General features: G+C 56.6%; 17 protein-coding genes, 1 tRNA gene, 1 pseudogene and 2 riboswitches. Of the genes and pseudogenes, 2 read left to right on the forward strand and 17 right to left on the reverse strand.

Annotation, left to right across the window (positions count from 1 at the left end):
• Positions 1-55: 55 nt before the first annotated feature.
• From HMPREF9161_RS05565 to HMPREF9161_RS05605, 10 genes are all read right to left on the reverse strand, one after another.
• Complete coding sequence (locus HMPREF9161_RS05565; protein ID WP_009728709.1) at positions 56-1,105, reverse strand: iron ABC transporter permease; 1,050 nt, start codon at positions 1,103-1,105, stop codon at positions 56-58.
• Complete coding sequence (locus HMPREF9161_RS05570) at positions 1,102-2,103, reverse strand: ABC transporter substrate-binding protein (protein ID WP_037348812.1); 1,002 nt, start codon at positions 2,101-2,103, stop codon at positions 1,102-1,104. Before HMPREF9161_RS05570 ends, HMPREF9161_RS05565 begins: the two co-directional genes overlap by 4 nt.
• Before the next feature lie 85 nt (positions 2,104-2,188).
• Entirely contained in the window at positions 2,189-4,624 is a 2,436-nt protein-coding gene (locus HMPREF9161_RS05575) for a TonB-dependent siderophore receptor (protein ID WP_037348813.1), read from the reverse strand.
• 78 nt (positions 4,625-4,702) lie between these two features.
• Positions 4,703-7,009: a TonB-dependent siderophore receptor gene (locus HMPREF9161_RS10135; protein ID WP_009728712.1), complete on the reverse strand. Its 2,307-nt coding sequence runs from the start codon at positions 7,007-7,009 to the stop codon at positions 4,703-4,705.
• 61 nt (positions 7,010-7,070) lie between these two features.
• Entirely contained in the window at positions 7,071-7,868 is a 798-nt protein-coding gene (locus HMPREF9161_RS05585; RefSeq protein ID WP_232213518.1) for an ABC transporter substrate-binding protein, read from the reverse strand.
• 326 nt (positions 7,869-8,194) lie between these two features.
• Positions 8,195-10,501, reverse strand: a complete 2,307-nt coding sequence (locus HMPREF9161_RS05590) for a TonB-dependent siderophore receptor (protein ID WP_009728714.1) — start codon at positions 10,499-10,501, stop codon at positions 8,195-8,197.
• 194 nt (positions 10,502-10,695) lie between these two features.
• Positions 10,696-10,869: riboswitch (cobalamin riboswitch) on the reverse strand.
• Positions 10,870-10,975: 106 nt separating this feature from the next.
• Complete coding sequence (locus HMPREF9161_RS05595; RefSeq protein WP_156804649.1) at positions 10,976-12,478, reverse strand: TonB-dependent receptor plug domain-containing protein; 1,503 nt, start codon at positions 12,476-12,478, stop codon at positions 10,976-10,978.
• Between the two features lie 49 nt (positions 12,479-12,527).
• Positions 12,528-13,697 (reverse strand): TonB-dependent receptor domain-containing protein, encoded by a 1,170-nt coding sequence (locus HMPREF9161_RS10055; protein WP_255344692.1) that lies wholly within the window; start codon positions 13,695-13,697, stop codon positions 12,528-12,530.
• Between the two features lie 45 nt (positions 13,698-13,742).
• A complete protein-coding gene (locus tag HMPREF9161_RS10060) occupies positions 13,743-14,891 on the reverse strand; it encodes a TonB-dependent receptor (RefSeq protein WP_009728717.1) in 1,149 nt (382 codons plus the stop codon).
• Between the two features lie 217 nt (positions 14,892-15,108).
• A riboswitch (cobalamin riboswitch) is annotated at positions 15,109-15,281 on the reverse strand.
• A gap of 211 nt (positions 15,282-15,492) precedes the next feature.
• Positions 15,493-16,902 carry a DASS family sodium-coupled anion symporter gene (locus tag HMPREF9161_RS05605; protein WP_009728718.1) on the reverse strand — a complete coding sequence of 470 codons (1,410 nt, stop codon included), beginning with the start codon at positions 16,900-16,902 and terminating at the stop codon, positions 15,493-15,495.
• Between the two features lie 383 nt (positions 16,903-17,285).
• On the opposite strand from HMPREF9161_RS05605, the gene HMPREF9161_RS05610 reads away from it, so the two are divergent.
• On the forward strand, positions 17,286-19,049 hold the full coding sequence (locus tag HMPREF9161_RS05610; protein WP_009728719.1) for a 1-deoxy-D-xylulose-5-phosphate synthase: 1,764 nt from the start codon (positions 17,286-17,288) through the stop codon (positions 19,047-19,049).
• An 81-nt stretch (positions 19,050-19,130) separates the two neighbouring features.
• Here the strand turns inward: HMPREF9161_RS05610 and HMPREF9161_RS05615 are convergent, their stop codons facing one another.
• Positions 19,131-19,673: a YcxB family protein gene (locus HMPREF9161_RS05615; RefSeq protein WP_009728720.1), complete on the reverse strand. Its 543-nt coding sequence runs from the start codon at positions 19,671-19,673 to the stop codon at positions 19,131-19,133.
• A gap of 169 nt (positions 19,674-19,842) precedes the next feature.
• On the opposite strand from HMPREF9161_RS05615, the gene HMPREF9161_RS05620 reads away from it, so the two are divergent.
• Positions 19,843-19,918, forward strand: a tRNA-Ala gene (locus HMPREF9161_RS05620).
• Positions 19,919-20,118: 200 nt separating this feature from the next.
• On the opposite strand, the pseudogene HMPREF9161_RS10185 reads toward HMPREF9161_RS05620, so the two are convergent.
• From HMPREF9161_RS10185 to HMPREF9161_RS05645, 6 genes and pseudogenes are all read right to left on the reverse strand, one after another.
• A pseudogene (locus HMPREF9161_RS10185) lies at positions 20,119-20,193 on the reverse strand (hypothetical protein); the annotation flags it as partial.
• Complete coding sequence (locus HMPREF9161_RS05625) at positions 20,160-20,561, reverse strand: GNAT family N-acetyltransferase (RefSeq protein WP_009728721.1); 402 nt, start codon at positions 20,559-20,561, stop codon at positions 20,160-20,162. The gene HMPREF9161_RS05625 and the pseudogene HMPREF9161_RS10185, both read right to left, overlap by 34 nt.
• Before the next feature lie 9 nt (positions 20,562-20,570).
• A complete protein-coding gene (locus HMPREF9161_RS05630; RefSeq protein ID WP_037348815.1) occupies positions 20,571-21,998 on the reverse strand; it encodes an aldehyde dehydrogenase family protein in 1,428 nt (475 codons plus the stop codon).
• A gap of 52 nt (positions 21,999-22,050) precedes the next feature.
• Positions 22,051-23,148: a polysaccharide pyruvyl transferase CsaB gene (csaB, locus tag HMPREF9161_RS05635; RefSeq protein ID WP_037348597.1), complete on the reverse strand. Its 1,098-nt coding sequence runs from the start codon at positions 23,146-23,148 to the stop codon at positions 22,051-22,053.
• A 55-nt stretch (positions 23,149-23,203) separates the two neighbouring features.
• A complete protein-coding gene (locus tag HMPREF9161_RS05640; RefSeq protein ID WP_009728724.1) occupies positions 23,204-25,258 on the reverse strand; it encodes a DUF5693 family protein in 2,055 nt (684 codons plus the stop codon).
• Positions 25,259-25,283: 25 nt separating this feature from the next.
• Positions 25,284-25,967: a DUF2993 domain-containing protein gene (locus tag HMPREF9161_RS05645; protein ID WP_009728725.1), complete on the reverse strand. Its 684-nt coding sequence runs from the start codon at positions 25,965-25,967 to the stop codon at positions 25,284-25,286.
• Positions 25,968-26,066: the final 99 nt, after the last annotated feature.

Genomic DNA, 26,066 nt, shown 5'->3' on the forward strand with positions numbered 1-26,066 from the left:
CCTTTCCTTTCACTATAGACGATGGACTGCCGTATGTCTAATATAGAGGGGTATGTCAGCCCGCCCCGAACCCGTACGTCCGTTTCACCATCAAATAGATGAAACACGGCGCGCCGATCATCGAGATGAGGATGCCGATGGGGAGTTCCGTCTGCGGGATGACGACGCGGCAGAGCACATCCGCCCACACGAGGAAGATCGCCCCCGAGAGCACCGCCACGGGCAGGAGTTTCCGATGGTCCGCGCCCACGAGCATACGGCTCACATGCGGCACGATGAGCCCAACGAACCCAATCATCCCCGCCGCGTACACCGCAAAGCCGACGATGAGCGCCCCCACGAGCAGATAGCCCTGCCGATAGCGATGCAGATCCACGCCGAGCGTCACCGCCGTCTCGTCGCCGAGCAGCATCAGATTAAGCATCCTGCACTGCGTATAGAAGAATATGACGGCGAGGATCGTCAGCGGGATCATCACCGCGAGCGTCTCCCATTTAGCGCCCGCCATACTGCCCATCAGCCAGTACGTAATGGACTGAATCCCCTCCTTATCCTCCGCGAAATAGATGATAAAGCTCGAGAACGCACCGCACACGGCGCTGAGCGCCATCCCCGCGAGGAGCAGCTTCACCGCGTTCGCACGGCCGCCCATATTCGCGATGAAAATGACCGCGAGCGAGATGGCAAACGCGCCGGCAAATGCCGCGATACCGACAAAATTCTCTCCGAGCGCAACGCCCACATCCAGCATAATCGCGGCCGTCGCGCCGAGCGACGCCCCCGAGGAGATGCCGAGGATATAGGGGTCGGCGAGCGGGTTCTTCACAATCGCCTGCATGATGACGCCGCAGGCGGCGAGTCCCGCCCCGATGCACGCCGCAAGCAGAATGCGCGGCATGCGCAGGAGCCATACGATATCGTGCAGCGCCCCCTGCCCCGGCGCCTCGATCGGCACCCCCGAAGCAAACGTATCGGCAACCGCGCGTCCGATATCGCCTACAGAGAGTGAGATCGAGCCGAATGTCAGCGCTCCCGCCATACTGACGATGAGAATGAGGAGCAGCTCGATGATGATGATTGTTTGTTTTATGTCGATATTCCTCATAAATCAGGATACAGCCCCTTTTTGATTGTGCGCAGCCCGTCTACGGTCTTAATTGCAGACGTATACATATGGCTGAATGGAAGTAAATAAATACGGTCGTTCTTTACCGCCTTCAAAGAATTAAATCGAATGTTTCTAAAGAACTGTTCTGCCCGCGGCCGATCCGCCGCGCCGAAGTAGGTAACAAAGATCACATCCGGATCAGCCGCAATGACTTCCTCCGGACTTAGACGCCTGCTCTGAATCGCAATGCGCCCCCCTAACCGGCGAACCATATCCCCGACCAGATCGCGGTCGTCATAATTCACAATCGTACGATCCGTGATTTCAACGACCATGACGTTTTGCGGGGCACGGTTCTGCGTCTCGGCCGAATCAAGACGGAGCTCGTCCTCAATCTCGCGAATGACGGCGTCCGATTTTTCCCGCGCATGGAAGATGCGCCCCATATCGTCAATGAATTTACACTCCTCATCAACCGTAACGCGTTTTGCAAAGCGATTTGAATTCCCCGCGATATACGTTTTTACGCCGCGTTCGTTCCACCAATATGTCGTCCCGTATTGCCGCGGGGCAAAGGTGGAGCCCCACCCCAAGAAGAAATTGGGCCGGCTCATGATAAGAGCCTCGCGGCTCAGCTCTTTGCCTGTCACCTCGGGGAGTTTTGCATATTCCTCGGGGTATTCCTCTGCCAGCCGCGCATGGGAGGCGCTCGACGAACTCATGGTCACGCAGACGACCTTATCCGCCTGTCCGAGCACGAGGATCGTCTCCAGCATGTTCATTTGGTGAACCAGCACGCGCTCCGGCACCCGCTCAAACGTCATCTGCACAGGTTTCCGCATGGAGTCATACGTATCGATGACCACCGGAGCGGCCGCGGCGTCCGAAGGCCTCAACGGCATGTCTGTTTCCATGGAGACGGGGATACTGTTTTTCGCTGCAAAGAATATTGTCATACCGACGCCGATCAGGAAGAGGAACAAAATCTTCTTCATAAAACCTTCAAAAAGAACGGCAAGCGTGTCCAAAGCCCGCCTGCCGCATTTCCCTTTCTATTACGCGATTCACTTGACACAGGATTTAAAATTTGTATTTTGCACCAACCAGCACCGAGCGAGCGGGCATTGCGGAAGAACCGATCCCGTTGCGCGCATTAAACGTTGTCTCATAGGCCGTATTGGTCAGGTTGCTCACAACCATATATACGTCTAGATCCTTCGTCGCCTCATAGTTGATATTCCAGTCGAGCAGGAGGAACGACCGCGCGGTAAACGCCCGCGTATTGTTCCCCGTATACCAGTTCGTGAGGAGTCCCGTATAGAGTTTTCCGTTCTCATAGGAAAGGTTCAGCGCATAGTGGTTCGCCGGGCGCAGGCGGTTCATCGCGGTATTGACATCATCTGAATCGGTATAACCCCATCGCGGATCGAGTCTCATACCCTCCTTTGCCGCCCAATGGTCTTTCATCCGATCGTACGAGAGGCTCATCGTCAGGTGCTTGTCAAAGTCATGGTCGAGCGTAATGTTGAATGACGTCGCTTTCTGCCGCGCATTGACTGCAATCGCCGAAAAATCGTTTCTACTGGGCGACCAGATCGGCAGCGTCGCAATCGCGTTTGTCATATTGGTCCAGTTGTAGTGCGCGGCAAGGGTTGTTCTATCCCCAAGCTCCTTTCTGACACCAACGGTAAGAACATTGCCTCTCTCATCTCGAAGCGGCGCAGGGTATTCCGTGTTGATGATGGAATAGTCGCCTTCGCGCAGGGGCCGGAAGATACGTGTCCAGCCGAAATACATGCTCGCCGTGGGATCGAACATATACTGCGAGTTGAGCGCATAGGTAAACGCTCCCACGCTTCCCTTCCCCTGGTTGGTATCCGCGACATTCGTATTCTCAAACGAACTGTAATGGGCGTACCGCAATGCCGGCGTCAGATCCCATTTATCCGTCACATGAATCTTATCCTGCACATAGCCGGTCCATGTCTTGCGGTCGAGATGGGAGATATCATAGCCGCCGTTTCTATTTCTCCTACGCGAATAATTTTGGGCAATATCATAGGAAACGTTTGCGATCACATCGTTTTTCCCAAGCACTTTGGCATACTGTACCTCAAGCCCCTGATTCCTTTCGCGGTGCCAATCCGTAATAGGCGACGGGCCGCCCGTATCGGCGACCCATCTGGCGATCGCGTCTTTATCCCCTGCGGGGAACGGTGCAAGACGCGCTTTTGCCCACGCGTACCACTGCTCAAACGTCGTTCCATGGGGGAATGTCGCCTGGTATTCGGCATAGCCGACACCGGCGCCGTTTCCACCGCCGCCGCCAAAACGCGAAAACTGGAACGCATCCCGCCCCAGATAGCGATGATTCTGATAGTAATAGCGCGCAAAACTCTCCATCCCTTTGATTCTGTCAAAGGTATAAACGAGATCAAAATCATTGTTGTAGAAATCGTTGGAGATATTATACATACTGCGCGTCAAATAGATATTATGATAGCCCGGCTGACGCTGGTCCGTCCACCACTGCCCTTGATCCGTCAGCTTATAGTTGCCGTCAAACCGTCCGACAACGACCTCAAACAGGATGCGGTACCAGTCCAGTTCATTCCAAAACTTAGCGCGCGGCGTCGCCACCGGATAGCCGTCGCGCCCATTCTTGTGGTTGTACCAAAGCCGCAGACTGTGCCGCGCGTCAAAATCCTTGTCAATGCGGAAATTAACGCCGCTCTCTTTATAATGAGAACCGGAGAGGGATAAAACCTCTCCCGTCTCTCCGTCCTTAAACTTGGTATCGCCGGACATCTCGCGGTTCGCAGAGAAGAAGAAGTGCAGCGTCGGATCGTCATTCAGCGATCCTGAATAGGAAAGCGCATAATTATGTTTTCCCCATGAGCCGCTGGAGATATCGAGCGAGCCGTAGTTCTTGTATCCGCCCTTGCGCGTGATGATATTGATGACGCCGCCCGTCGCATCGGAGCCGTAGACGGAAGCGCCGGGGCCCTTGATGACCTCGATCTTGTCGATGTTCTCCATATTCGTGATCTGATCGAGGTTCACGCCTGTGGACTTCGATCCGCGTCGGCTCGTGCCGCCGATCCGCTGGCTTGCCGCATTATCGACACGACGTCCGTCGACAAGGATGATAACGCGCGAATCCCCGTTGATCAGCACGCCGTTGTTGTAAAACTGATAGCCGTACTCGCCGCCGCGATACCCCGGGTTATTGAAGGTCACCCCCGGAATACGCTTGATCGCCTCGGTGATATCCTTATAATGGCGCTTTTCAATCTCCTCGCGCGTGATGACCTTCACATCCCCGCCCGTACGGTAGTAGGACTGCTCGGTAATCGTGTCGCCGAACTTATTTTGAATGCGGTCGGCCTCCACAACAACGTCGTCGAGCGTATACTCTGTGAGGTTCTCATCGTGTCCCGCATGGACAAGGGACTGGCCCCCGCCCGCACATATGAGGGCCGTAAGGACAGCGGCCGTTAGTTGTTTCTTTCTCATCATCAATTTCTCCTGCGTCATCTATATTGCGTACCGATACCCCGGGGAGGGGGCACCTCCCCGCACCTTCCCGAGCTCTTAGAACCGATAGTCGACCCCGAGCATGAAACTCCGTCCCGGCATGGCGTATGCCCCCTTGCCGATATACGGATGGAACTTCACTTCGTAGCCTTCATTCGTGAGGTTATCGACCGTGAGGTAGACGGTTGCATCCTTGTTAATCTTATAGTTGAGCACCCAGTCCAAAACGAGGAACCGTTTCGCCGTGAAGTAGCGCGTATCCATCCCGCTGTACAACACGCTCGTCAGGGCAGAGGACCACTTGCCGTTCTCATACGAGACATCCAAAACGGTCTTATGTTTCGGCCGCGTCGAGTTGATATACGCATTGATGAGGATCGAGTCGATTCCAAGCCCCGGCTGGAAGACCATTCCTCGCTTTGCCGTCCAGTGTTCATCGACAGTTGAATATGCAAACCGCATTTTCCAATGATTATTAAATCGATGATTTACGCCTACATTAAATGCCCGTCGCCGTTGTTTTGCATTGACAGATTTTGTCTTGAAATCACCGGCCGTATCATCCCATACGGATTGTCGAGAAATTGCATTTGCCATGTCGGTATAGTCATAATTCATAAATATTGATGTTGCCGGCGAAAATTCTTTCTTCAAGCCAATCGTATAAGCGTTGCCCCGTTCGTTTTCAAGTTTTTGATCTTTATAAAGAGTGGCATCCGGCTTGTAGTCATTAGGTTTCAATGGCCGATTCACTTGCGTCCAACCGGCAAATATACTGAAGCCGGGTTGGAAGAGATACTCCGCGTTTATCGCCGCAGTCACTTTGGAATACTTACTATCTGCGGCTGTGGTCGATCCGGCTTCTGCGGTCGTACTCGCCGCATTGGAGTGTTGCCAGCGCAGTGCCGGAGCAATCTCGAGCCGATCGTTTACATGAATTTTATCCTGCACAAAACCGAGCAACGTCGTTTGTTTCACATTCGTTGCCGTCTCTCTGTGAGTAATATTGCTCGTACTAAAGCTCTCATGCCGCGACCAATCAATCGCCCAACCGAATAAGACATCGTGCTTTCCAAACGACTTGCCGAATTGTCCTTCCAGGCCATGGTTGTAGTCGTTGTCCCGATTCCGTTTGTCCTTATCGGTAACAGTCCGAGCACGAACATATTCATCCCATTCGGGATCCCACGGCGTCGGTATTGGGCGGCTAGGCCATGCGGCATCGTCACTGGGGCCCCAAACCAGCCAATATTTATGCTGTTGATAGTACGCCCGGATATAACTCTCCATGCCGTGATCCTTACCAAAGGAATACGTCAAATCATAATCAAAGTTATTATGCCCTGTGGCGGTTCCGTTGAACCCCCTCAAATACCAGTTATTACGATACCCTTGATTGGGGATCGCGCCATATTTCTTTTCTACTTTATAACGATGCATCATCGCCTCGTACTCTGCTTTTGTCATATAGCGGTAATCCGGTACCGTGATGGGATACCCATCGTATGCATCGGTGTGGTTCATAGAGAATGTGAGGCTGTGGGTATCATCAAAATATTTATCAATACGGATGTTATAACCGGCGTCATTAAACTGCGTGCCGTTTGAACGATAGTTTTTTCCGGTCATACGGTCATAATACCTACCCGCAGCACCACGATCACGCATGCCGGAAATGAAATAGCGAAGCGAGCCATCTTTCGTCGACCCGGAATAGTTGAACCGATAAACATGGTGTCCGTAGGAGCCAGTTGCCAAATCAATCTTCCCCTGCGGTGTCAGCGTTCCCTTCTTCGTAATGATGTTAATCACGCCGCCCGTCGCGTCCGCACCGTATTTCGACGCGCCCGGGCCCTTGATGATCTCAATCTTTTCGATATTGTCGATACTCGTGATCTGATCAAGATTTGCCAATGCCTTCGACCAGTTTGCAGACTTTGAGCCCATCAGCCCGCTGACCGCGTTGTCGACGCGCCGTCCGTCAAGACAGACGACAACACGGTCGTCTCCATTGATTGTTACGGTGGTGTTATACTGTGTACCCGCGCCGTATTCGCCGCCATGATAGCCGATGCTGTTCACCTGTACGCCCGGCAGCGTTTTGATCGCGCTCGTCACATCCGGATAATGGCGCTCTTCGATATCGTCGCTCGTGATGACATCCACATCACCGCCGGTACGATAATAGGACTGCTCTGTGATAATGTCGCCGAACGCATTCTTCGTTCGCGCGGCTCGGACCTCAATAGGATCGAGCGTATATTCGTCAATTCCCTCGTCCTGTGCGGCATGGGCAACACCATGTCCCCCCCCCGCGCACATCAAGGCTATAATTACGGCAGCCGTCAACTCTTTTTTCTTCATCAAAAATACCTCCTCAACAATCTCTCTGTCGGCCCGACTTGCCGAGCTGAATATCCGTCGCCTACTCGTTCACCGCCCCATAGCGCTCTGGATATAAGCCTCTCTTTACAATACGCAGCCCCTCGGCCGTCTTGACCGCCGTCGCGTACATATACGCGAACGGCAGCATATAAACCCGCCCGTTCTGCACGGCACGCAGCGAACTGAACCGCGGTTCCTTGAAAAACGCCGTTGACTTATCCATCTGCGCCAGATTGAAGTACACGACAAATATCACATCGGGGTCCGCCGCAATGAGGTCCTCCGGCCCCACCGTCCTGCTCTTCACAGGCATCTGCCCGCCCAAGCGATTCACCATATCTCCGATGAGCCAACCGTCGTCATAGTTGGCAATTCGATTACCGGTTAGTTCGACAACCATGACATTCTGTGCTTCTCCATGCACCGTATCATGTGCCGCGTACTCCAGTTCCGTATGAATCTCGCGAATCACCTTCTCCGCCTTTTCCCTCACGTCAAAGATCCGGCCCATATCTTCTAAAAATTGGCACTCATCTTCTATCGTTCCGTGCGGCACCACATGATTGGAGGTTGCGATGATATACGTGTTTATACCGCGCGCCCGCCACCACTCCGTATTCCCATACCGCACCGGAAGGAAGGTCGATTTCCAGCCTAGGATAAAATCCGGATGATACGCAACGGCTTGTTCCCTCCCTAACTCCTGTTGTGTAATATGCTGTATTTTTGCAAATTCCTCAGGATATTTCCCCTTGAGCTCCGCATATGCTTCCGTTGTCGGCTTCATAGTAACGGCAACGATCTTTGCCCCCTGTTCAAAAAGCAGCAATGTCTCCACTGTATTTACGCCATATACAAGGACGCGTTCCGGCATTCTATCGAAACGGATGTATGTATGTTCTTTCTTCGAATCAAACGTCTCGATCTCTACAGGGTAATGCGGAGATATCCCGGCCGTCTCCCTCCCCGGCGGTAATTCCAGCGGAACGATTTCACTGTTTTTTGATGATAAAAACGATGCCGCAGCAACGAGTATAAAAAACAGAATGAGGATTTGTCTCATAATAGTCACATTACCTCAAAACGGCAGTATGGTCTCATGTATCTTAAAAAATACATATCGGCGTCGCGTCGGCCCTCCCGTCACACTCTATACAAAACCGCCTAAAATTTATACTTCATACCGATCATAAAGTGCCTGCCGAGCTGCGGCCAAGCCCCCTTGCCCAGATAGCTGGTATAGACCGTCTGATACGCCTGATTGGTCAAATTGACGATTGAGGCATATATTGTCAGATCTTTGTGTATCGCGTAGTTTGCATTCAGATCCAGTATAAACGCCCGTCTGGCAGTGTAAGCCATCGTGTCACAGCCCGTGTACCATGTGCTTGTAATCGTGGCGTACAACTTATCGTTTTCATACGCAAGATCTGCCGTGTAGTTATTGGCCGGACGCAGCCGATTAATGACGGAGTTGACGTTGCCGTCGGCCCATTTCAGTTCCGGGTCAAAAATCATTCCGTCCTTTGCGGAGAAATTATCGTATGCGTGTGAATAACTAGCGGTCAATGTCAGATGCGGATTAAAGCGATGCTGCAGGGAGAGATTAACGGCCTTTTTTATCTCCTTCGCATTGACAAACTTGAGTTTGAAATCATCTATCCCTTGATCCCAAACACTATAACGAACGACGGCATTGCTCATTCTCGTATAGTTATAGTGTATGGAAGCCGTTGTCTTTGCAGAAAACTCACGCCGAATACCGATGCTCCACACATCCCCTTTTTCATCCTGAAGCTTTGCGAAGTCGGTATCGTTTTTTGCCGTATAGTCGCTAGGACGCAGCGGCCGGCGCACTTTACTGTATCCGAAATAGGCGGTAGTCTTCCGATCCAACGCATACTGTGTGTTGAGCGACGGCGTTATGGTATTCGTCGTTGACCCCACGGTACTTCTTACCCCATCCTGAGAGACTGTCGCCCCGTCGCTGTAATGTGCGAAACGGAGTGAAGGAGTAAGCTCCCATTTATCAGAAAGCAGAATTTTATCCTGAATGTACCCGATAACAGAATTTCTCTTAACAGACGCCTGCTTTCCGGTTGTCACAGTCGTATTAAAATATTTTGAATGATCATAGGTCCATGTTGTGAGAACGTCATGTTTCCCATATGCCTTGCCTACCTGAAATTGGATTCCTTGATTTTTCAGCTGATGAAACCAATGTCGATTACTTCTGTCTCGATAATGAGCCCTGCCCCATTCATACCACTCCGGCGTATCCGGAACAGGCGAATCCTTTTGCGTTCTGCCGCCAAATGACCCCCAATATCGTTCATTTTGATCATAGATACGAACGAAACTCTCCATTCCGTTTTCCCGATTAAATATATACGTCAGATCGGTATTATTTTTATTGTATGCATTATATGAACCGGTCACCGCCCACATATACCATAGCGTCCGATAGCCGGGATTTTTGGGGTCGCCGGTTATTTTATTGTCAAAATAATCGTGTTTGATGCGGTCCCAGTCTGCTTGATTAAAATATTTATGATCCGGCGCCGTCAAGGGATAATCCGCATCGCTCTGCATATGGTTGTATGCCGCCCGCAACGTATGCAGCTTGTCAAAATCATAATCAAAACGGAAGTTCAGATACTCTTCCTTATATCCCGTATTGACATAAGTGTAATTTTTCCCGCTAAGCCCATCCTTATATTTTGCGTCGCCCCCCATTTCTCTCCCCAGAGAAAAGAAATATTTCATCTTTCCTTGAGCGGTGCTCCCCGAATAATTGAACCGATAGTTATGCCGTCCCCACGAACCGGTTGATAAATCCAGCGTTCCTGTCGCTCGGTCGCCGCCTTTGCGCGTGATAATATTAATTACTCCGCCGGTCGCGTCCGAACCGTAGAACGAGCCGCCGGGGCCCTTGATCACCTCAATCTTTTCAATATTATCGATATTTGTAATCTGATTGATGTCCACCATTGCTTTTGAGCGATGTGACGATGTGCTTGCGATGGCGCTGCCCGCCGTATTGTCCATCCGCCGTCCGTCAACGAGAACCACAACGCGGTCGTCTCCGTTGATCGTTACGATATTGTGCGTCTGCGTATAACCAAACTCACCGCCGCGATATCCCGGCGTTTTAATCTGAACCCCCGGTACTTGCCGCAGCGCGTCGCTCAGCTGATCATAATGCCGTCGCTCAAGAGTTTCCCTATCAATTACGTTAACGTCTCCGCCGGTACGGTAATAGGACTGCTCAGTCACAGCATTGCCAAAATAATCTATCGAAGTATTTCCTTCAACTTCAATATCTCTTGCCACGTATGTCTGCGTGCGTGAAGACTTTGTCTCCTCGTTTTTCTCGGCAGTCTCCGCCGCATAAGCATGCGCTGTGCCCGCGCATAGGGACAGCGATAACAGCGCACATAGGGTCAGGCGTTCCTTTTTATTTTGTGCCACTTGATCTCTCCTCTCCTGTTACAACGACATATTCGTTATAGGATCAAACCGCGCTGCCGCATCTCCGGCAAAAACAGTTCCACCTGACCCTCCAAAATAAAATCTTCGGTTCCCAAAATAAAACGCCTTCTTGCCTACATGGCAAAAAGGCGCAACTATCCTCTCAAAGCGCTCCTCCCTGTCGATCGCAGGTGATTACGGCGTTCCAACTAGGCAGTTCTTCTGGCTTTGCATCATCGTCTTCCTCGCCTTCCCGATTGCCCAGTGACATGAATGAGGTCGACTCCGCATTACAGCTGCGGGACAGCGCAGGTTTCTCACCTGCTTCTCTATTGAGCGCAACGCGCACCTAATCGGATCGTATTTAATTTTATTTGATATTAAAAATTCATGCGTAGATTATCATGTCATAAATAAAATGTCAAGAGGCAAAGTTTTCATGTTTTTCGGTTCTAATCGATGTGCCGTGAAATCTCATCCGTCGGGATACAGGCCGCTCTTAATGATGCGCAGCCCCTCCACAGTACGAACGGCGGGCGTATACACGCAGGCGAACGGCAGCATATAGACGCGCCCGCCCCGCACCGCGCGCAGGAAGTTGAACCGCCGGCTGCGGAAGAACCGCTCCGCATGCGCCTTGTCATACGCGCCGAAATACAGCACGAAGATAACGTCGGGATCGATTTGCAGCAAATCCTCCGCCCCGATCATTGCGCTCTTCACCGGCATCCGTCCGCCGAGGCGCACGACCATATCGCCCACAAGGTCGCCTTCGTCATAGTTGACAATCTCGTCCCCGTTCAGCTCGACGACCACGACCGTCTGCGGTATCCGTGCAGCGGCATCGCCTTCATCGTATACGAGCATAGCGTTAATCTCTTTGATCAGCACGTCCGATTTTTCCTGCACATCAAAGACGCGCCCCATGTCGTCGATAAAGCCGCACTCCCCCTCGATCGTCGCGCGGCCCCGCACGCGGTTCGACGTGGAGACGATGTAGGTATCGACGCCGCGTTCGTTCCACCAGCGGGTGCTCCCATAGCGGTGCGGGGAGAATGTCGAGCGCCAGCCCAAAAAGAAGTCGGGCATATATGCGATCGCGTGCTCTCGGCTGAGCTCACGCCGCGCCGCATGACGAATTTTTTCAATCTCGTCTGGATACTGTTCCCGCAGCCGTTCATAGACCGCGCCGCCCGTATCGAGCGTCACGCCGACGATCCGATCGCCCTGTCCGAGGGCAAGCAGCGTCTCGAGCGTATTCGTCTGATGCACGAGAACACGTGTCGGCGGACGCTGCAGTGTGATCCGCGTCGGCCGCTTTGCCGAATCATAGGTATCGATCACACGGGGATAACCTGCGGCGGTACCGGAGGGCGCCGCCTCCTGCGGCTCCAAATCAACAATCTCGCTGCTGCGGGACGCGAGCGCGGCCGACAGCCCCGCGATGACCTCAATCTTTTCTATGCCGTTGATATTGATGATTTGATTAATATCAACCGTCGCTTTCGTATTTCCCACGGAGTCCCATGTTGTCACATTTCCGGCGGCGTTATCCATACGGCGTCCGTCAACAAGCACAACGACGCGATCATCGCCGTTAATACTAACGACGCTGTGCGTATTTCCGTTTTGGAACTCGCCGCCGCGGTAGCCCGGCGTGCGGATGAGGACGTCCGGCACCTGCCGTAGGGCGTCGGTCAGCTGATCGTAATGCCGCCGGTCGAGCGTCTTGCGGTCGATGACGGTGACGTCGCCGCCCGTACGATAGTAGGACTGCTCGGTAATCTCGTTGCCGAAATAGTCGCGGGCCGCCTCGCCCTCGACCTCAACGTCGCGGGTCACATAGGTCTGCGACGATTCCCTTGTATTTTCATCATCATCGGTTGTCTTTTCCGCATAGACGTCCGCGCTTCCCGCACATACGGACAGCGACAACAGCACGCCCAAAGTCAGACGCATCTTTTCTTTTCGATTCACTTGATTTCTCCTTTCAATGGTACGGCGCATATGGTCTGCCCCCCAACCGTTAGAATTTATACTTCACGCCGAATATGACGGCGCGTCCCGGCTGCGGCCATGCGTTTTTGCCCATATAACGCGTATAGAGCGTCTGATACGCTTGATTGGTCAGATTCGTCACGGACGCATAGACGGTCATATCGTCCGTCACAGCATAGTTCACGTTGAGGTCGAGAATGAGCGCGCGGGAACTCGTATACGCGGTCGTATTCGATCCCGTATACCACGTCGCCGCAAGAGAGGTGTAGAGTCTGCGGTTCTCATAAGCAAGGTCCGCAATATAGACGTTCGCGGGGCGCAGTTTATTGATGACAGAGTTGATATTGCCTTCGTTTACGGTCAGCCCGCTCTTGAACTTCAGGCCGTTCTTCGCCGAATATTCATCGAACGCATGAGAGTAGTTTGCGTTCAGCGTCAGATGCTTGTTAAACTGATGCTGCACAGAGACATTGAACGACTTTTTCAATTCCCGCGCATTCACACCGACGGCATATTCTTGATAATCTTCATTCCAAACGGGATAGGAGACGACCGCGTTGCTCATGCGCGTATAGTCATAGTTGACCGCCGCCGTCGTCTTTGGCGACAGTTCGCGGCGCATGCCGAGCGTCCAAACGTCGCCCTTCTCATCCCGGAGGCGGCTGAATACGTTGTCATACGGATCCCAATGGTCTTCCACCTTGATGGGGCGGTACACATGGCTCCACCCGAAGTATGCGCTCGTCTTATCGTCAAAAGCATACTGCGTATTGAGCGAAGGCGTCAGCGCGTGCGCACTCCCAATATGAACGGAGGTATATTCATCCGTGTCCATATCCACATATGTGACGTCGGCCGCGCCATAGCGAACGTAGCGCAGGGACGGCGTGAGTTCCCACTTATCGGAGATAAAGATCTTATCCTGCACATAGCCGCTCAGTGTGGGGCGCTCATGGCGCACCATCTGTACTCCGTAGATATCGGGATCCTCCGGATTAAACCAGTGATCCGCCTTCGCCCGGTCGTACGTCCATGTTGTCAGCACATTGTGCTTGCCGTACGCTTTGCCGAGCTGGAGCTGGACGCCCCTGTTCTGCAGCTGATGGAACCATTTTTTATAATCGCGTCCTCTGTAATTGTCCTTCAGCCATTCATACCATTCGGGCGTTCCGGGGAACGGGGTCCCTGTTCCGGGAATATAATTGCCGTGCGCGTCTTTTTGATACCTTTTCCATTTGCCGCCCTACGATCCCCAATAGCGTTCATGCTGATCGTAGACGCGTACGAAGCTCTCCATTCCGTTCTCACGGCTGAACGTATAGGATAGGTCGAAATTATTCTTGTTGTAGGCGTTATACGCGCCCGCCGCCGCACGGACAATCGGCCACCGATTTCTAAAACCGGGCGTTGCAAGCGTCCCGCCGCCCTCCGTGATGCTGCACGGCCAATCCTGCGGGTTCAAATAGCGATAGTCGGGCGCAACCACGGGATAGGCCGCATCGCTCTGCATATGGTTGTAGTTAAAACGCAGATTATGAATTTTATCGAAATCATAGTCGAGGCGAATGTTCGCCGAATCGTCCCGATAGCGCGTGAACGGGTAGGTTTGATCTTTGCCCGTGAGGCCGTCATGAAATTTACTGTCGCCGCTCATCTCGCGCGTCACGGACGTAAAATATTTCAGCTTATTGTCGCCGCTCGTGCCCGAGTAACTCAATCGGTAGTTGTGTTTCCCCCACGATCCCGTCGATATATCGAGCTCTCCGACAGGCTTCTTCGCGCCTTTGCGCGTGATGATGTTGATGACGCCGCCCGTCGCGTCCGAGCCGTAAAAGGACGCGCCCGGTCCCTTCATGACCTCGATCTTCTCGATGCTGTTCATATTGATCGTATGATTGATGTCAACGGAGACTTTGGTGGACGATGTCGAGCTCTGCGATATAGGGTTGAACGCGCCGTTGTCCATGCGCCGCCCGTCTACAAGTATAATGACGCGGTCGTCTCCGTTGATGCCGACGACGTTGTGCCCGTTGCTCTGTTCATTGTATTCCCCGTTATGGAATCCGGGGGACCGCACGAGCACGCCCGGCACCTGCCGCAGGGCGTCGGTCAGCTGGTCGTAATGCCGGCGGTCAAGCGTCTTGCGGTCGATGACGGTGACGTCGCCGCCCGTGCGATAGTAGGACTGCTCCGTGATTTCGTTGCCGAAATAGTCGCGCGTCGCCTCGCCCTCAACCTCAATATCCTTCGTCACATAGGTCTGCGACGCAGACCCATCTTTAGCCGAATCCGCGTCAGCTGTCTTTTCCGCATAAACGTCCGCCCCTCCCGCATATATGGACAGCGACAACAGCACGCCCAACGTCAGGCGCATTTTCCCCTTTCGATTCACTTGATTTCTCCTTTCAGCCATACCGCGCATAGCTCATGCGCCATAGATACGAGACGCCGCATCGCCGGACACGCGGCGCGTCACGCGCCGTTCCCGCCCGGCCCTACCGTTTTGTAAGAAACACGCGATAGGCGCAAAATAAAAGCCTTCTTGCTCGCATGGCAAAAAGGCGCAGACAAATCCTATCTCATCGCGCCTCCCTGTCGGTCGCAGGTATTCTCGGCGTTCTTAATCAGGCAGGTCTTCCGGCTCTGCTTCATCGCTTGCCTCGTCTTCCCGGTTTCCCAGTGACATCGTGAGGCCGGCTCAGCATTACGGCTGCGGGACAGCGCAGGCATCTCACCTGCTTCCCTATTGAGCGCGCTGCGCACCTGATCGGCAGCTATTCAGCTTTGTAGAATATTAAAAATAACACATGCAGATTATCATAGTATAAATAGGATATCAAGCGGACTCCTAACAAAAAGAGAAAAAACAATTACCGTTATTTTCTCATCGCACTGCTTCCCGGTCAATCCGCACTCTTAGAATATGTCCGTACGAAGAAAAAGCTGCGCCCCTGTCTTTCAACAAGGCACAGCCTGTTTTCATAGGCATTGAACTACCACAAGCCGATCATCTTCCACCACGCCGCGCCGATCGTGAGGTAGACGAGCGTCGTGCATGTTGTCGCGACGAAGCCGTTGCGCCACCATTCTCCCTGCGAAACATAGCCTCCGCCGAAATAGATCGGAGCGCAGCCGTTGCCGTAGTGGGTGAGAGAAATGGGAACATCCGCGAAAATACCGAAGACGATTGCCGTCATAAGGGGCGGCGCCCCAACGGTCGCACACACGGCAATGAACGCGGCATAGAGGGCGCTGATGCGCGCCGTCACACTGGCAAAGCAGTAGTGCACGTAGGTGTAAAAGAGCAGCAATATGAGTGCCGAGCCGATCCAGCCCAGTCCGATGGAGGAAATCGCGGCGCCCGCGCCCTCCGCCATCCACTTAATAATGCCCGATTTTGCGAGCGCAGAGGCGAGCGTCATCAGCGAGCCCATCCAAAACATCGCGTCCCACGCGCCTTTTTCCGTGATGACATCCTGCCAGTTGATAACATTGAGGATAATCATGACACAGACCGCCCCCATTGCCACGGGTGTCGCGCCGATGCCCGTAAATCCCGACGTCGCCCAAAGCAGGAGCGAGACGATGAAGATGACGGAGAGGTATTTCTCGCCGCTCGACATGGGGCCCATCGCCGCGAGCTCCTTCTCCGCCAAGCCGCGCGCGTTCGGGATGCTGACAAGCTCCGGTTTTGCGAGTTTCATCATGAGGAGCGGAACGAGCAGCAGGCTGACGAGTCCGGGCACGATTGCGGCGCTTGCCCACCCCATCCATGTAATTTCAACGTCCAGCGCCTTCGCCGCAAGGGCGACGCAGAGCGGGTTGCCCGCCATGGATGTGACAAACATGGTACAGGTCACGGCGTCGCAGTGGTAGCCGACCTGCATGAGATAGGCGCCGATCCGCCGCGATGTCTCGCCCGGTTCAGACCCGAGCGCCCCCGCGAGCGAGCGGACAATGGGGTACATGATGCCGCCGCCGCGCGCCGTAGCCGAGGGCGTCGCCGGCGCAATGACCAGCTCGCTGAGGGCAATCGCATAGCCGAGCGACAGCGCGCTCTTTCCGATCACGCGAATAATGCCGAACGCGATCCGTTTTCCCAGGCCGCTTTTGATGAATCCGCGCGAATAGAGAAAGGCGCAGACGATCAGCCAAATGGTGCTGTTGCCGTAGCCGCTGAGCGCATCGCTCACCTTCAGCAGGCCGGCGCACGTCGTAAACGTCACGGCGATAAAGGCGACCGCACCGATCGGCAGCGGCTGCAGGATAAAGCCGAGCACTGTTGCGACGAACACCGCCATAAGATGCCACGACTCCTGCGTCACTTCTGCGGGAACGGGAGAAAACCACAGCCCCGCAAAGATGACAAGCGTAACGAGTGCATTACGTTGCTTTTTGCTCATGTCATTCACCTCGCCTCAGAGTAATCCGATTGGGAGGCTTCTCCTCCCGATTGCAGAGAAGTTAGGGACATCCCATGTTTTATCAATACTATATTATTTCGTCCTTAACCGATATTTTCCTTCTCTTCATTTATGTTTTCATAATAAATATTTATCATAAAAATTATACTGCTCCCGTATCGGCATGTTAATAAATCAAATTCCGTTCGCACCGCATATTCTTCCGGTTCTTGAAGGCGCCGTCATTTCTCCGTCATGCCGTTCCGCAGCAAGTTCCCCTTGACACTGAACTCCGCTCCAATGATATAATGCAGGAAGTGTGAACAGGGGAACGAAAGCGCGGCTTCGGCCGCGCCGTTCGCAGGAGCAAAGGGGGAGTTTCTTTGTATTTGGAAAAAATCACGTCACCCACGGATATCAAGTGCTTTGACGCCGCACAGCGCAGAGCGCTGGCACAGGAGATGCGCGACGCGATGCTGAAGCGCGCGAGCATCCACGGCGGGCATTTCGGCCCGGACTTCGGCGCGGTCGAGGCGATCATCGCACTCCACACGGTCTTTGACTCGCCGCGGGACAAGATCGTCTACGACGTCTCGCATCAGTCCTATCCGCATAAGATGCTGACGGGGCGCGCCCCGGCCTACATCGACGAGGCGCACTACGACGATGTCTCGGGCTATACGAATCCCGAGGAGAGTCCGCACGACTTCTTTAACGTGGGGCACACGTCGACATCGATCAGTCTCGCAACGGGGCTTGCCAAGGCGCGCGATCTCGCGGGGCGGAAGGAAAACATCATCGCGTTCATCGGCGACGGCTCGATGTCGGGCGGCGAAGCGCTCGAGGGGCTCAACACGGCGGGCGCCATGAACGCGAACCTCATCGTCGTGTTCAACGACAACGACCAGTCCATCGCGGAGAACCACGGCGGCATGTACCGCGCGTTCAAGGAACTGCGCGAGTCGAACGGGGCTTCCCCGAACAACCTTTTCCGCGCGATGGGGCTCGCGTACCGCTATGTCGCGGACGGCAACGACACCGAGGCGCTGATTGCCGCGTTCTCCGCGGTGAAGGACACGGAGACGCCCGTCGTCGTCCATATCCGCACGCAAAAGGGCAAGGGCTACAAGTTCGCGGAGGAGAACCGCGAGGCGTGGCACTACTGCGGTCCTTTCGACATCGAGACGGGCAAGGCAAAACACGCGGCCAGCGATCCTTACGCAAAGGCGAGCGTCGATTTCGTTCTCGAGACGGCAAAGGCCAATCCGAATTTCGTCTTTATCGCGGCGGGCACGATGGGCGGCATCGGACTTTCCCCGTCGAAACGCGCCGCGCTCGGCAATCAGTATGTCGATGTGGGCATCGCCGAGGAGCAGGCGGTCGCGATGGCGTCGGGCATTGCCAAGGCGGGCGGCCGGCCGATCTTCGGTACCTACAGCACGTTCTTCCAGCGCGTCTACGATCAGATGGCGCAGGACGTCGCGGTGAACGACAATCCCGCCGTCTTCCTCTCGGTCGGCGCGTCCATGTACTACATGAACGACGTGACGCATCTCGGGTTCTTCGATATCCCGATCTTCTCGAACATCCCGAACCTCGTCTTCCTCGCACCCGCGAGCCTCGCGGAGTACAAGGCGACGCTCGCGTGGTCGGTCGCGCAGACGGCGCATCCCGTGATGATCCGCATGCCGGTCGGCGGCTACGAGGAGAGCCCCTACGAGGTGCGCACGGACTACAACGAACTGAACAAGTATCAAGTGGTCACAGAGGGCGCGGACGTCGCCGTCATCGGCGTCGGGAACTTCGCGGCGCTCGCGAGCGAGGCTGCGGCAGAGCTCGAAAAGGAAGGCATCCGGGCGACGATCGTAAATCCGATCTACCTCTCGGGGCTTGATACCGCTCTCCTCGATTCGCTCAAAGAGAAGCACCGCCTCGTCCTCACGCTCGAGGACGGTATCCTCGACGGCGGTTTCGGGCAGAAGATCGCCTCGTACTACGGCACCGACGTGGGTCTCCGCGTGCGCAACTACGGCCTCAGCAAGGAGTTCCACGACCGGTACGACGCGGCGAAGCTTGCGCGCGCGCATCATCTCACCGCCGCGCAGATCGCGGCGGATGCGCTGGCGGCGATTCGGCATCCCCGATAAAGCGCAGAAATGTCAACCGCACAAAAAAAGAGCCGGCATCGGCTCTTTTTTTTGTGTGCAGCGCTCGTCGCCATCCCCTATTTACGGCTCGTACGGAATGCCTTTCCCCTTCATAAAGTCGATAAAGTTTCCCTGCTCCTCTCCGGAGGGGAACACCCGCATAGGGATGATCAGCACAGAGGCGGGGCCCATCATGAGATAAAAAGCCGTCGCCGAACGCTCGAGAGCGATAAACTGTTTATAGCGCGCCGTCATATCGTAGTACGAGGCGTGTTCCGTGAGATGTTCCTCGCCGCATTCGACGATCCGCGCGCCGACGCTGTTATTGCGCCCGGCAGTCAGAAACATGGCCCGCGCGTTGCGGCGCAGAGAGGCGTCCGTCAGCTTCACAGTCACCCAATAAAGCGCCAACGCAAGCAGCAGCATTGCGCCGGCCAGCATCGCCCCCTGCCTGACGTCCATGCCGCGCACCATCGTCAGGATCAGCAAAAAGGCGACGATGGGAACAAGCGCGGACAAAATCCGCAGGCGCTTCCGCTGCTTTTTAAAGAACGGAGCCCTGCGCGCATAGAAAAGCGTAAAATCGATGCGGTCCTGCGGCGTTAGGTCAAACGTAAATTTCATCAATGTACCTCCCGTCTTCGTTCAAATACAGATGAAGTCTTCTCGAATTATATTCATAATATCGTCTATCATCCGCGCAATCAAGGGCGGTTTCCTTAGAACGGCACGCCGCGGAAAAAAGGGCTTGCTTTTTCCGCGACGCCGCGTTATAATATGCCTCGTCAGTCACGGGGACGTAGCTCAGCTGGGAGAGCACCAGGTTCGCAATCTGGGGGTCGAGAGTTCAATCCTCTTCGTCTCCACCATCGACGCAGTATACGGAGCAGCCGATCGGCCGCTCCGTTTTTGTATGTCCTCCAACGCAAAAAACGGTCATGCCGCCGGGCACAACCGCCGCTCTATTTTCCATTGACAATCACATCGTCGGTCCGATGATCTTCTCCATCCAGATCATGCCGTACCGCCGCCCGAATTTGCACGCGCACCGGTGAAACTCGCCCACCTTCGCGAACCCGAGCCGCTCGTGAAACGCCGCGCTGTCTTTCGTCAGGTATTCGTCCTCGGCGTCCGGCCAGCCGATACAGGCGTAGAGATTGCATATCCCCCGTGTGCGCAGGCGTTCTTCCAGCGCCTCATACAGCACATCCGGCCAAGCCCGCCCCCGCGCGCCGCGCGGTCGAGATAGACGGTCAGCTCGCACGAACATCGGTAGGCGGCGCGCCCCACAAAAGGCCCCGCATACGCATACCCGAGCGTGCGCCCATTGCGTACGGCAACGAGATAGGGGTACCGCGCCGCGGTATTTCGCACGCGGTTCTCAAACTCCGCAAGGGTCGGCACGTCATATTCAAAGGAGACCGCCGTGTGCTCCACATAGTAGGCATAGATCTCGAGGAGCCGCGGCGCATCTTCCGGTCTCGCGTCTCGGATGACGGCGGAACTGCTCATATCGGTTCCTCACGCCTCGACGTTCAGCACGATGAGCTTTTCCTCGGTAAACGCGCGGATCGCATAGGCGGGGCCTTCGCGGCCGATGCCGCTGTCTTTGACGCCGCCGTACGGCATGTTGTCCATGCGGAAGGTCGCGCCGTCGCCGATGATGACCCCGCCGACCTCGAGGTGCTCGGCACAGTAGTTCGCCACGGCAAGGGAGCGCGTAAAGACGCCCGCCTGCAGGCCGTAACGCGTATCGTTCACCGCGCGGACGGCATCCTCGATCGCGTCGTACGGGACGATGCTGAAGACGGGCGCAAAGGTCTCCTCGCAGACGACCTTCATGTCCGGCGCGACATCCGTGAGCACGGTCGGTTCGTAGAACGCGCCCGTCCGCGCGCCGCCCGTGAGAATCCGCGCGCCCTGCGCGGCGGCCTCACGCACCCAAGCGTCGATGCGCTCCGCCTCGTGCTCCGAGATCATGGGGCCGATCTGCGTGTGCACGTCCATCAGATCGCCGCCGCGGAACCCGCGCGCCGCATCGACGGCAGCCTCGCAAAACGTCTCGTAAATGGAACGCGACACATAGACGCGCTGACAGGAGATGCATACCTGTCCCGCATTGACAAAGGCGTATCGCGCGCAGCGTTCGGCGACCCAGCGCACGTCCGCCACATCCTCGTGGACGATGTTCGCGGAATTCGAGCCGAGCTCGAGTGAGATGCGACGGAACCCTACGGCATTCCGGAGCGCCTTGCCGACGGGCACGCTCCCCGTGAAGGAAAACATGCGGATCCGCTCGTCCGCGGCAAGGAGATCGCCGACGGGCCCGCCCTCGCCGAGTATGAGGTTCAGGCAGCCCGCGGGCAGCCCCGCCTCCCGGAAGACGTCGCAGAGCATGGACGCTGTGATCGGCGTCGCCGAGGCGGGCTTATAGACGACGGTATTGCCCGCGGCGAGCGCCGGCCCGATCTTGTGCGCGGCGAGATTGACGGGGAAGTTGAACGGTGTGATGGCGCAGACAACGCCGAGCGGCCGTCGGATCGTGAACGCCATGCGGTTTTCGCAGCCGGGCGCGCCCGCGAGCGGCACGGTCTCGCCGCGCAGGCGCTTTGCCTCCTCCGCCGAGAGGATGAGGGTCTGATAGGCGCGGTCGATCTCTCCGCGCGCGTCGCGGATGGGTTTGCCTGCCTCGGCGACGAGTGCCGCGGCGAATTCCTCGCGCCGCTCCCGCATGAGGTTCGCCGCGCGCAGGATGATCTCATAGCGTTCGTACGGGCTCAAGGTCACCGTTCGAAAGGCGCGCTCCGCCGCATCGACGGCCGCATGCACGTGCGATGCGCCCGCAACCGCAATCTCCGCGATCACCTCGCCCGTCGCCTTATGACGAACGGGCAGCGTCCCGTCTCCCGCGGCGCGCACGCCGTCGATCAGCATCCGAATGGTGTCCATCCCGCATCCTCCTTCCGCGCCGCCGATCATGCGGCGGCGCCTTCTCTCCTATTTATCCCTCGTCGTGCACCAGCCGCAGCGCGAGTTCCGCGTTGCGTGCGGCGAGGATCCGCATCTGCGCGAGCAGTTCGCCGCTCGTCTCCGCGAATTCGTGCCGTGCGCTCCATTTGCGGCGCACTTCTTTGAGCACGCTCGCCGTCGTGATATCTTGTAAGTCGTTGACGGGTTTTTCCCCGATGGAACGCAGGAAGCGGTCCACCTTCGGATCGTACGAGATGCCGATCATCGGGACGCCCATGACGCCCGCAAAGATGAGCGCATGCAGGCGCACGCCGATCATGAGGTCCATGTTGGCGACGAGGGAAAGCAGCTCCGTCGTCGTATATTCGCCCGTGAGGACGGTACAGTCCTCTGCGGTTCGGGCAGCGACGGTCTCGGCCGTGCGCACGTCCTCGGGATACTGCATGGGGAGGAAGACGACGCGCGCGTCGAGCTCTCGGACGATGTTGTCGCTGATCTCGGCGAGTACTTCCTTATAGTGCTGCCAGCCCTGCCAGTCGCGTACGGAGATGCCGATGACGGGCTTCGCTCCGTCCGCGCCGTAATGTGCGAGGATGGCGCGCCCCGCTTCCCTGCCGACCGGATGGATGCCGAGCACGGGATCGGCCGTGCACTCCATCGGCGGACGGACGATGCCGAGCCGCCGCAGTTCTGCCATCGATCCTTCGTCCCGCACGGTGATCAGCGACACCCTATTGCCGATCCAACGCATCGCACGGCAGGCAAACGCCCCCGCGACGGGACCGATGCCCTGCGCGTAAAGCATGACGCGCTTGCCCAAAAGAAGCGCAAGGAAGATCACCGCCATATAGTAGTATAGGCTGCGCCCGCTTGTGACGTTCTGCAGAAGGCTCCCGCCGCCGCTGACGACGAGATCCGCGCGGCGCATCGCGCTGAGAATGGCCCCCGCATCAAACGAGCCGATCGCCTCCACGCCGTGCCTGCGGCGCGTGTCCTCCGGTTCGGCGGAGATCACGGTGATATGAAGTTCCGGGTCTAGGTCTCCGAGCACTTCCAGCATCGCCGCGAGCATTGCCTCGTCGCCCGCGTTCTTCGCTCCGTAGTACCCCGATACGACGATCCGCTTCATCGGGTCAAATCCCCTCCGTTTCTTCGTGCCCATTTTCGGCATGTTTGACGCAGCCTCACGATGTCGCAGCCTTCACCTTGTCCAGCAAACGGTTCCAGGCCGCAACGAGCGCGACCAATGCGGCGCCGATCGCGCCGCCCAGCGCAATGCCGCCGATACCGCGCACAAGCGACATCTCGATCGGCGTGCGCATATGAGCGAAGGTCTCGACCATCGAGCCCTGTCCGATCGTCGCGGCGAGCACAAGCCCGAAGACGATCATCGTCGGCCAGCGCCGCGCCGCCGCATAGATGCCGAGCAGGAACGCGGGATGTCCGATGAGGAACTCCTTCGTACGGGGCCGCGCATAGAAGACCTGCTCGAGGAAGGCGCGCACCTGCAGTTCGATGCCCGGCACGGGCAGCCCCGAAGTATGACCGCTGCGCAGAACGAGCACAACAAGCCCGCCGAGGAGGGCGAGCGCGCCGAGCAGCGAACCGACGCGCACAGGGGTCGCGAGGATCTCGCGCACCTGTCCCATGACCCCCGCGGAGGCGTCGTAGCGCCCGTCAAAGATGTCAAAGCGCTGCATGAACGCGACGGCGACAAGGATCATCGGCAGGACGAAGGTCAGCTTGATCCCGCGGAAGATATCGAACTCGAGGAAGTAGCGCGTATCCGAGAGCGCACCCGAGAGATAGGAGGCGCCGATGAGAGAAAGCGCGCTCGTGATGCCGAGAAGGATGAGCCCGCCGACGATGATGCGCCATGCGGGGGCATCTTTCGGGAACCGCCGCCCGCGGAGGAGATCAAGCAGCCCCACCATCGCGAGCGCGGGAAAGAGGTTCGCGCTCGCAAACGACGCGAGGATCCGAATTTTGCTCCCTGCGCCGAGCAGCACGGGCATCATCCCGATGAGCGCCGCAATGGCAAAGAAGAGCAGCAGGAGGCGGGGGCGCCGGTTGAGCGCGGGAACGACGAGCGACAGGTAGAGCATGCCCGCGGCCGCAACGCCCATGATGACGAGCGCGCGCAGGATGCGCGCAGGTTCATAAGCGGCGAACATGCCCGCTCTGCCGATCTTGAATCCGTGCGATTCGAGCGCCGCGCGCGTATCGGCGAAGTATTTCATATTCGTCTCGAGGAGCGACATGTTCGGCGCGGGTTCCTCGTAGATGCGCAGGAGGTTGATGCGGATGTTCCGCTCCTCGTCCGTCGTCACCCAACGCTCGACGGCGTCCGCGATCTTGAGTTTTTTCAGTTCGTCCTTGGGAATGGAGTAAAGGCGCGCCACGTGATCGTAGCCGATCCCCTTCGCGATCTCGTCCATACCCTGCTGGCGGTAAAATTGGAGCTGTGTCACCCCCTCGATGAGGCCGAGGTTCAGGTGCCGTTCCCGCATCTCGTCAATCGTCGTCTGGAGCGCCTTCGGCGCGCCGAGGGTCTCCGTGCCCGAGAACACGATATCCGAGATACGGATACCGTCCATGCGCGCGAAGACCGCCCGCACATCGTCCGGCGTACAGGCTTCGTAGTTCGACGGACGTGCGAGGACGTCGAAGCCCGCCGCGTTGACGGCGCGCATCTCGTCGCTCGGCAGTCCGATATTCCGTTTTTCGAACGCCTCGTAGTAGTCCTTGACGGCGATGACCTCGTCGCCGCCGACCGTATGAACGGTCACGCGGCGCGCGCCGAAGCGCTGCACGAGATCGTCTTTCAGCTCGGCGTAGGCAGCCGGATCATGTCCGACGATATAGATCTCCGTGCCGACGATCTTCCCGTCCTCGACGAGCGACCGCCAAAGCGGATCGGTCAGCATGCCCGCATGGTAGCGCGCGATGATGTCCGCGCCCGTCAGCGCGACCGCTTTGCCGTTCACGTTAAACTTTTTGAACGTCGTCTCATAGACGGCGAGCGATGTGATGCCCGCTTCCTTTGCCTGCGCAAAGACTTCGTCCGGAGGAAGCCCCTCGCGCGCGGCGAGCTCGAGGAGGCCCTCGTAGTCGATGGCGAGTTCCACCGTGCGGCTGTTTTCCTCGATCACATGGCGCTCGATACCGATGACGAACGATGCGAGAAATCCGATGAAAACGGCTGCGAGGAGCACGGAATGATAGTGAAATTTCTTCATGAAAGTTCCTTCTCTGATGCGGGAATTACGACGCGTCCTTGCCCGCCGTCAAAATGACGACACCGTCGCGGGCCTCGACGCTCCGGAACGCAAGGCCGAGCGGCAGCGCGTCGGCACGGGCGACAACGATATCCGGGAAGAGCCCGTCGAGGCTGAGCGCGTTCATGCCGCGCCCGCGCGCGGAAATGCGGCGGACTTTATAATAGAGGTCGCCGGAGACGATTTCAAACGCTCCCTCGAGCGTGACGGCAAAGGTCTGCCCGAGGGCCTTGGTCTTCGCCGTGGCAACGACGCCGTCCGGCGTGACGGTCACATCGACGTCCTCAAATTTGCCCGTGGACTTTGTGATCAGTTCGCGGATGGCGTCCGCATCAATCACGCCGCGCAGCTCCGCAGACTTGGCCGAGGTGAGAACCGCCCTGCGCTCGGTCAGAAGCGTCAGCGTATCGATATGAAGTCCCGTGCCTGTGAGCGTGAGTTCGCGGACGAAGATCTTGCCGATGCGCCCCTGCCGCAGAACGCCGTCCACCGCGCCGATCTCGCCGAAGACGAGGCGCGGGCTCTCCGAGATCGAGATCTGCACATCCTCCGCCGCCGTTTGCTCGCGCAGCGCATCCACAATGAGGTTCGTGGCGTAGGAAGGGAGGGCGAGCACCGCCCCCGCGGCAATGACGACGATAATGAGCAGCGCTGCAGCGGCTTTCCACATGTGAACCTCCAATCGTTGCATGTTGTATTACGGCTCAGGGCATCTTTCTCGCTGCTGCGCAAACGGCGCGATTTTTCGGTGCCTCCCGTTCGCGGGCGA

This window comes from Selenomonas sp. F0473, from assembly GCF_000315545.1.
GTDB lineage: Bacteria > Bacillota > Negativicutes > Selenomonadales > Selenomonadaceae > Centipeda.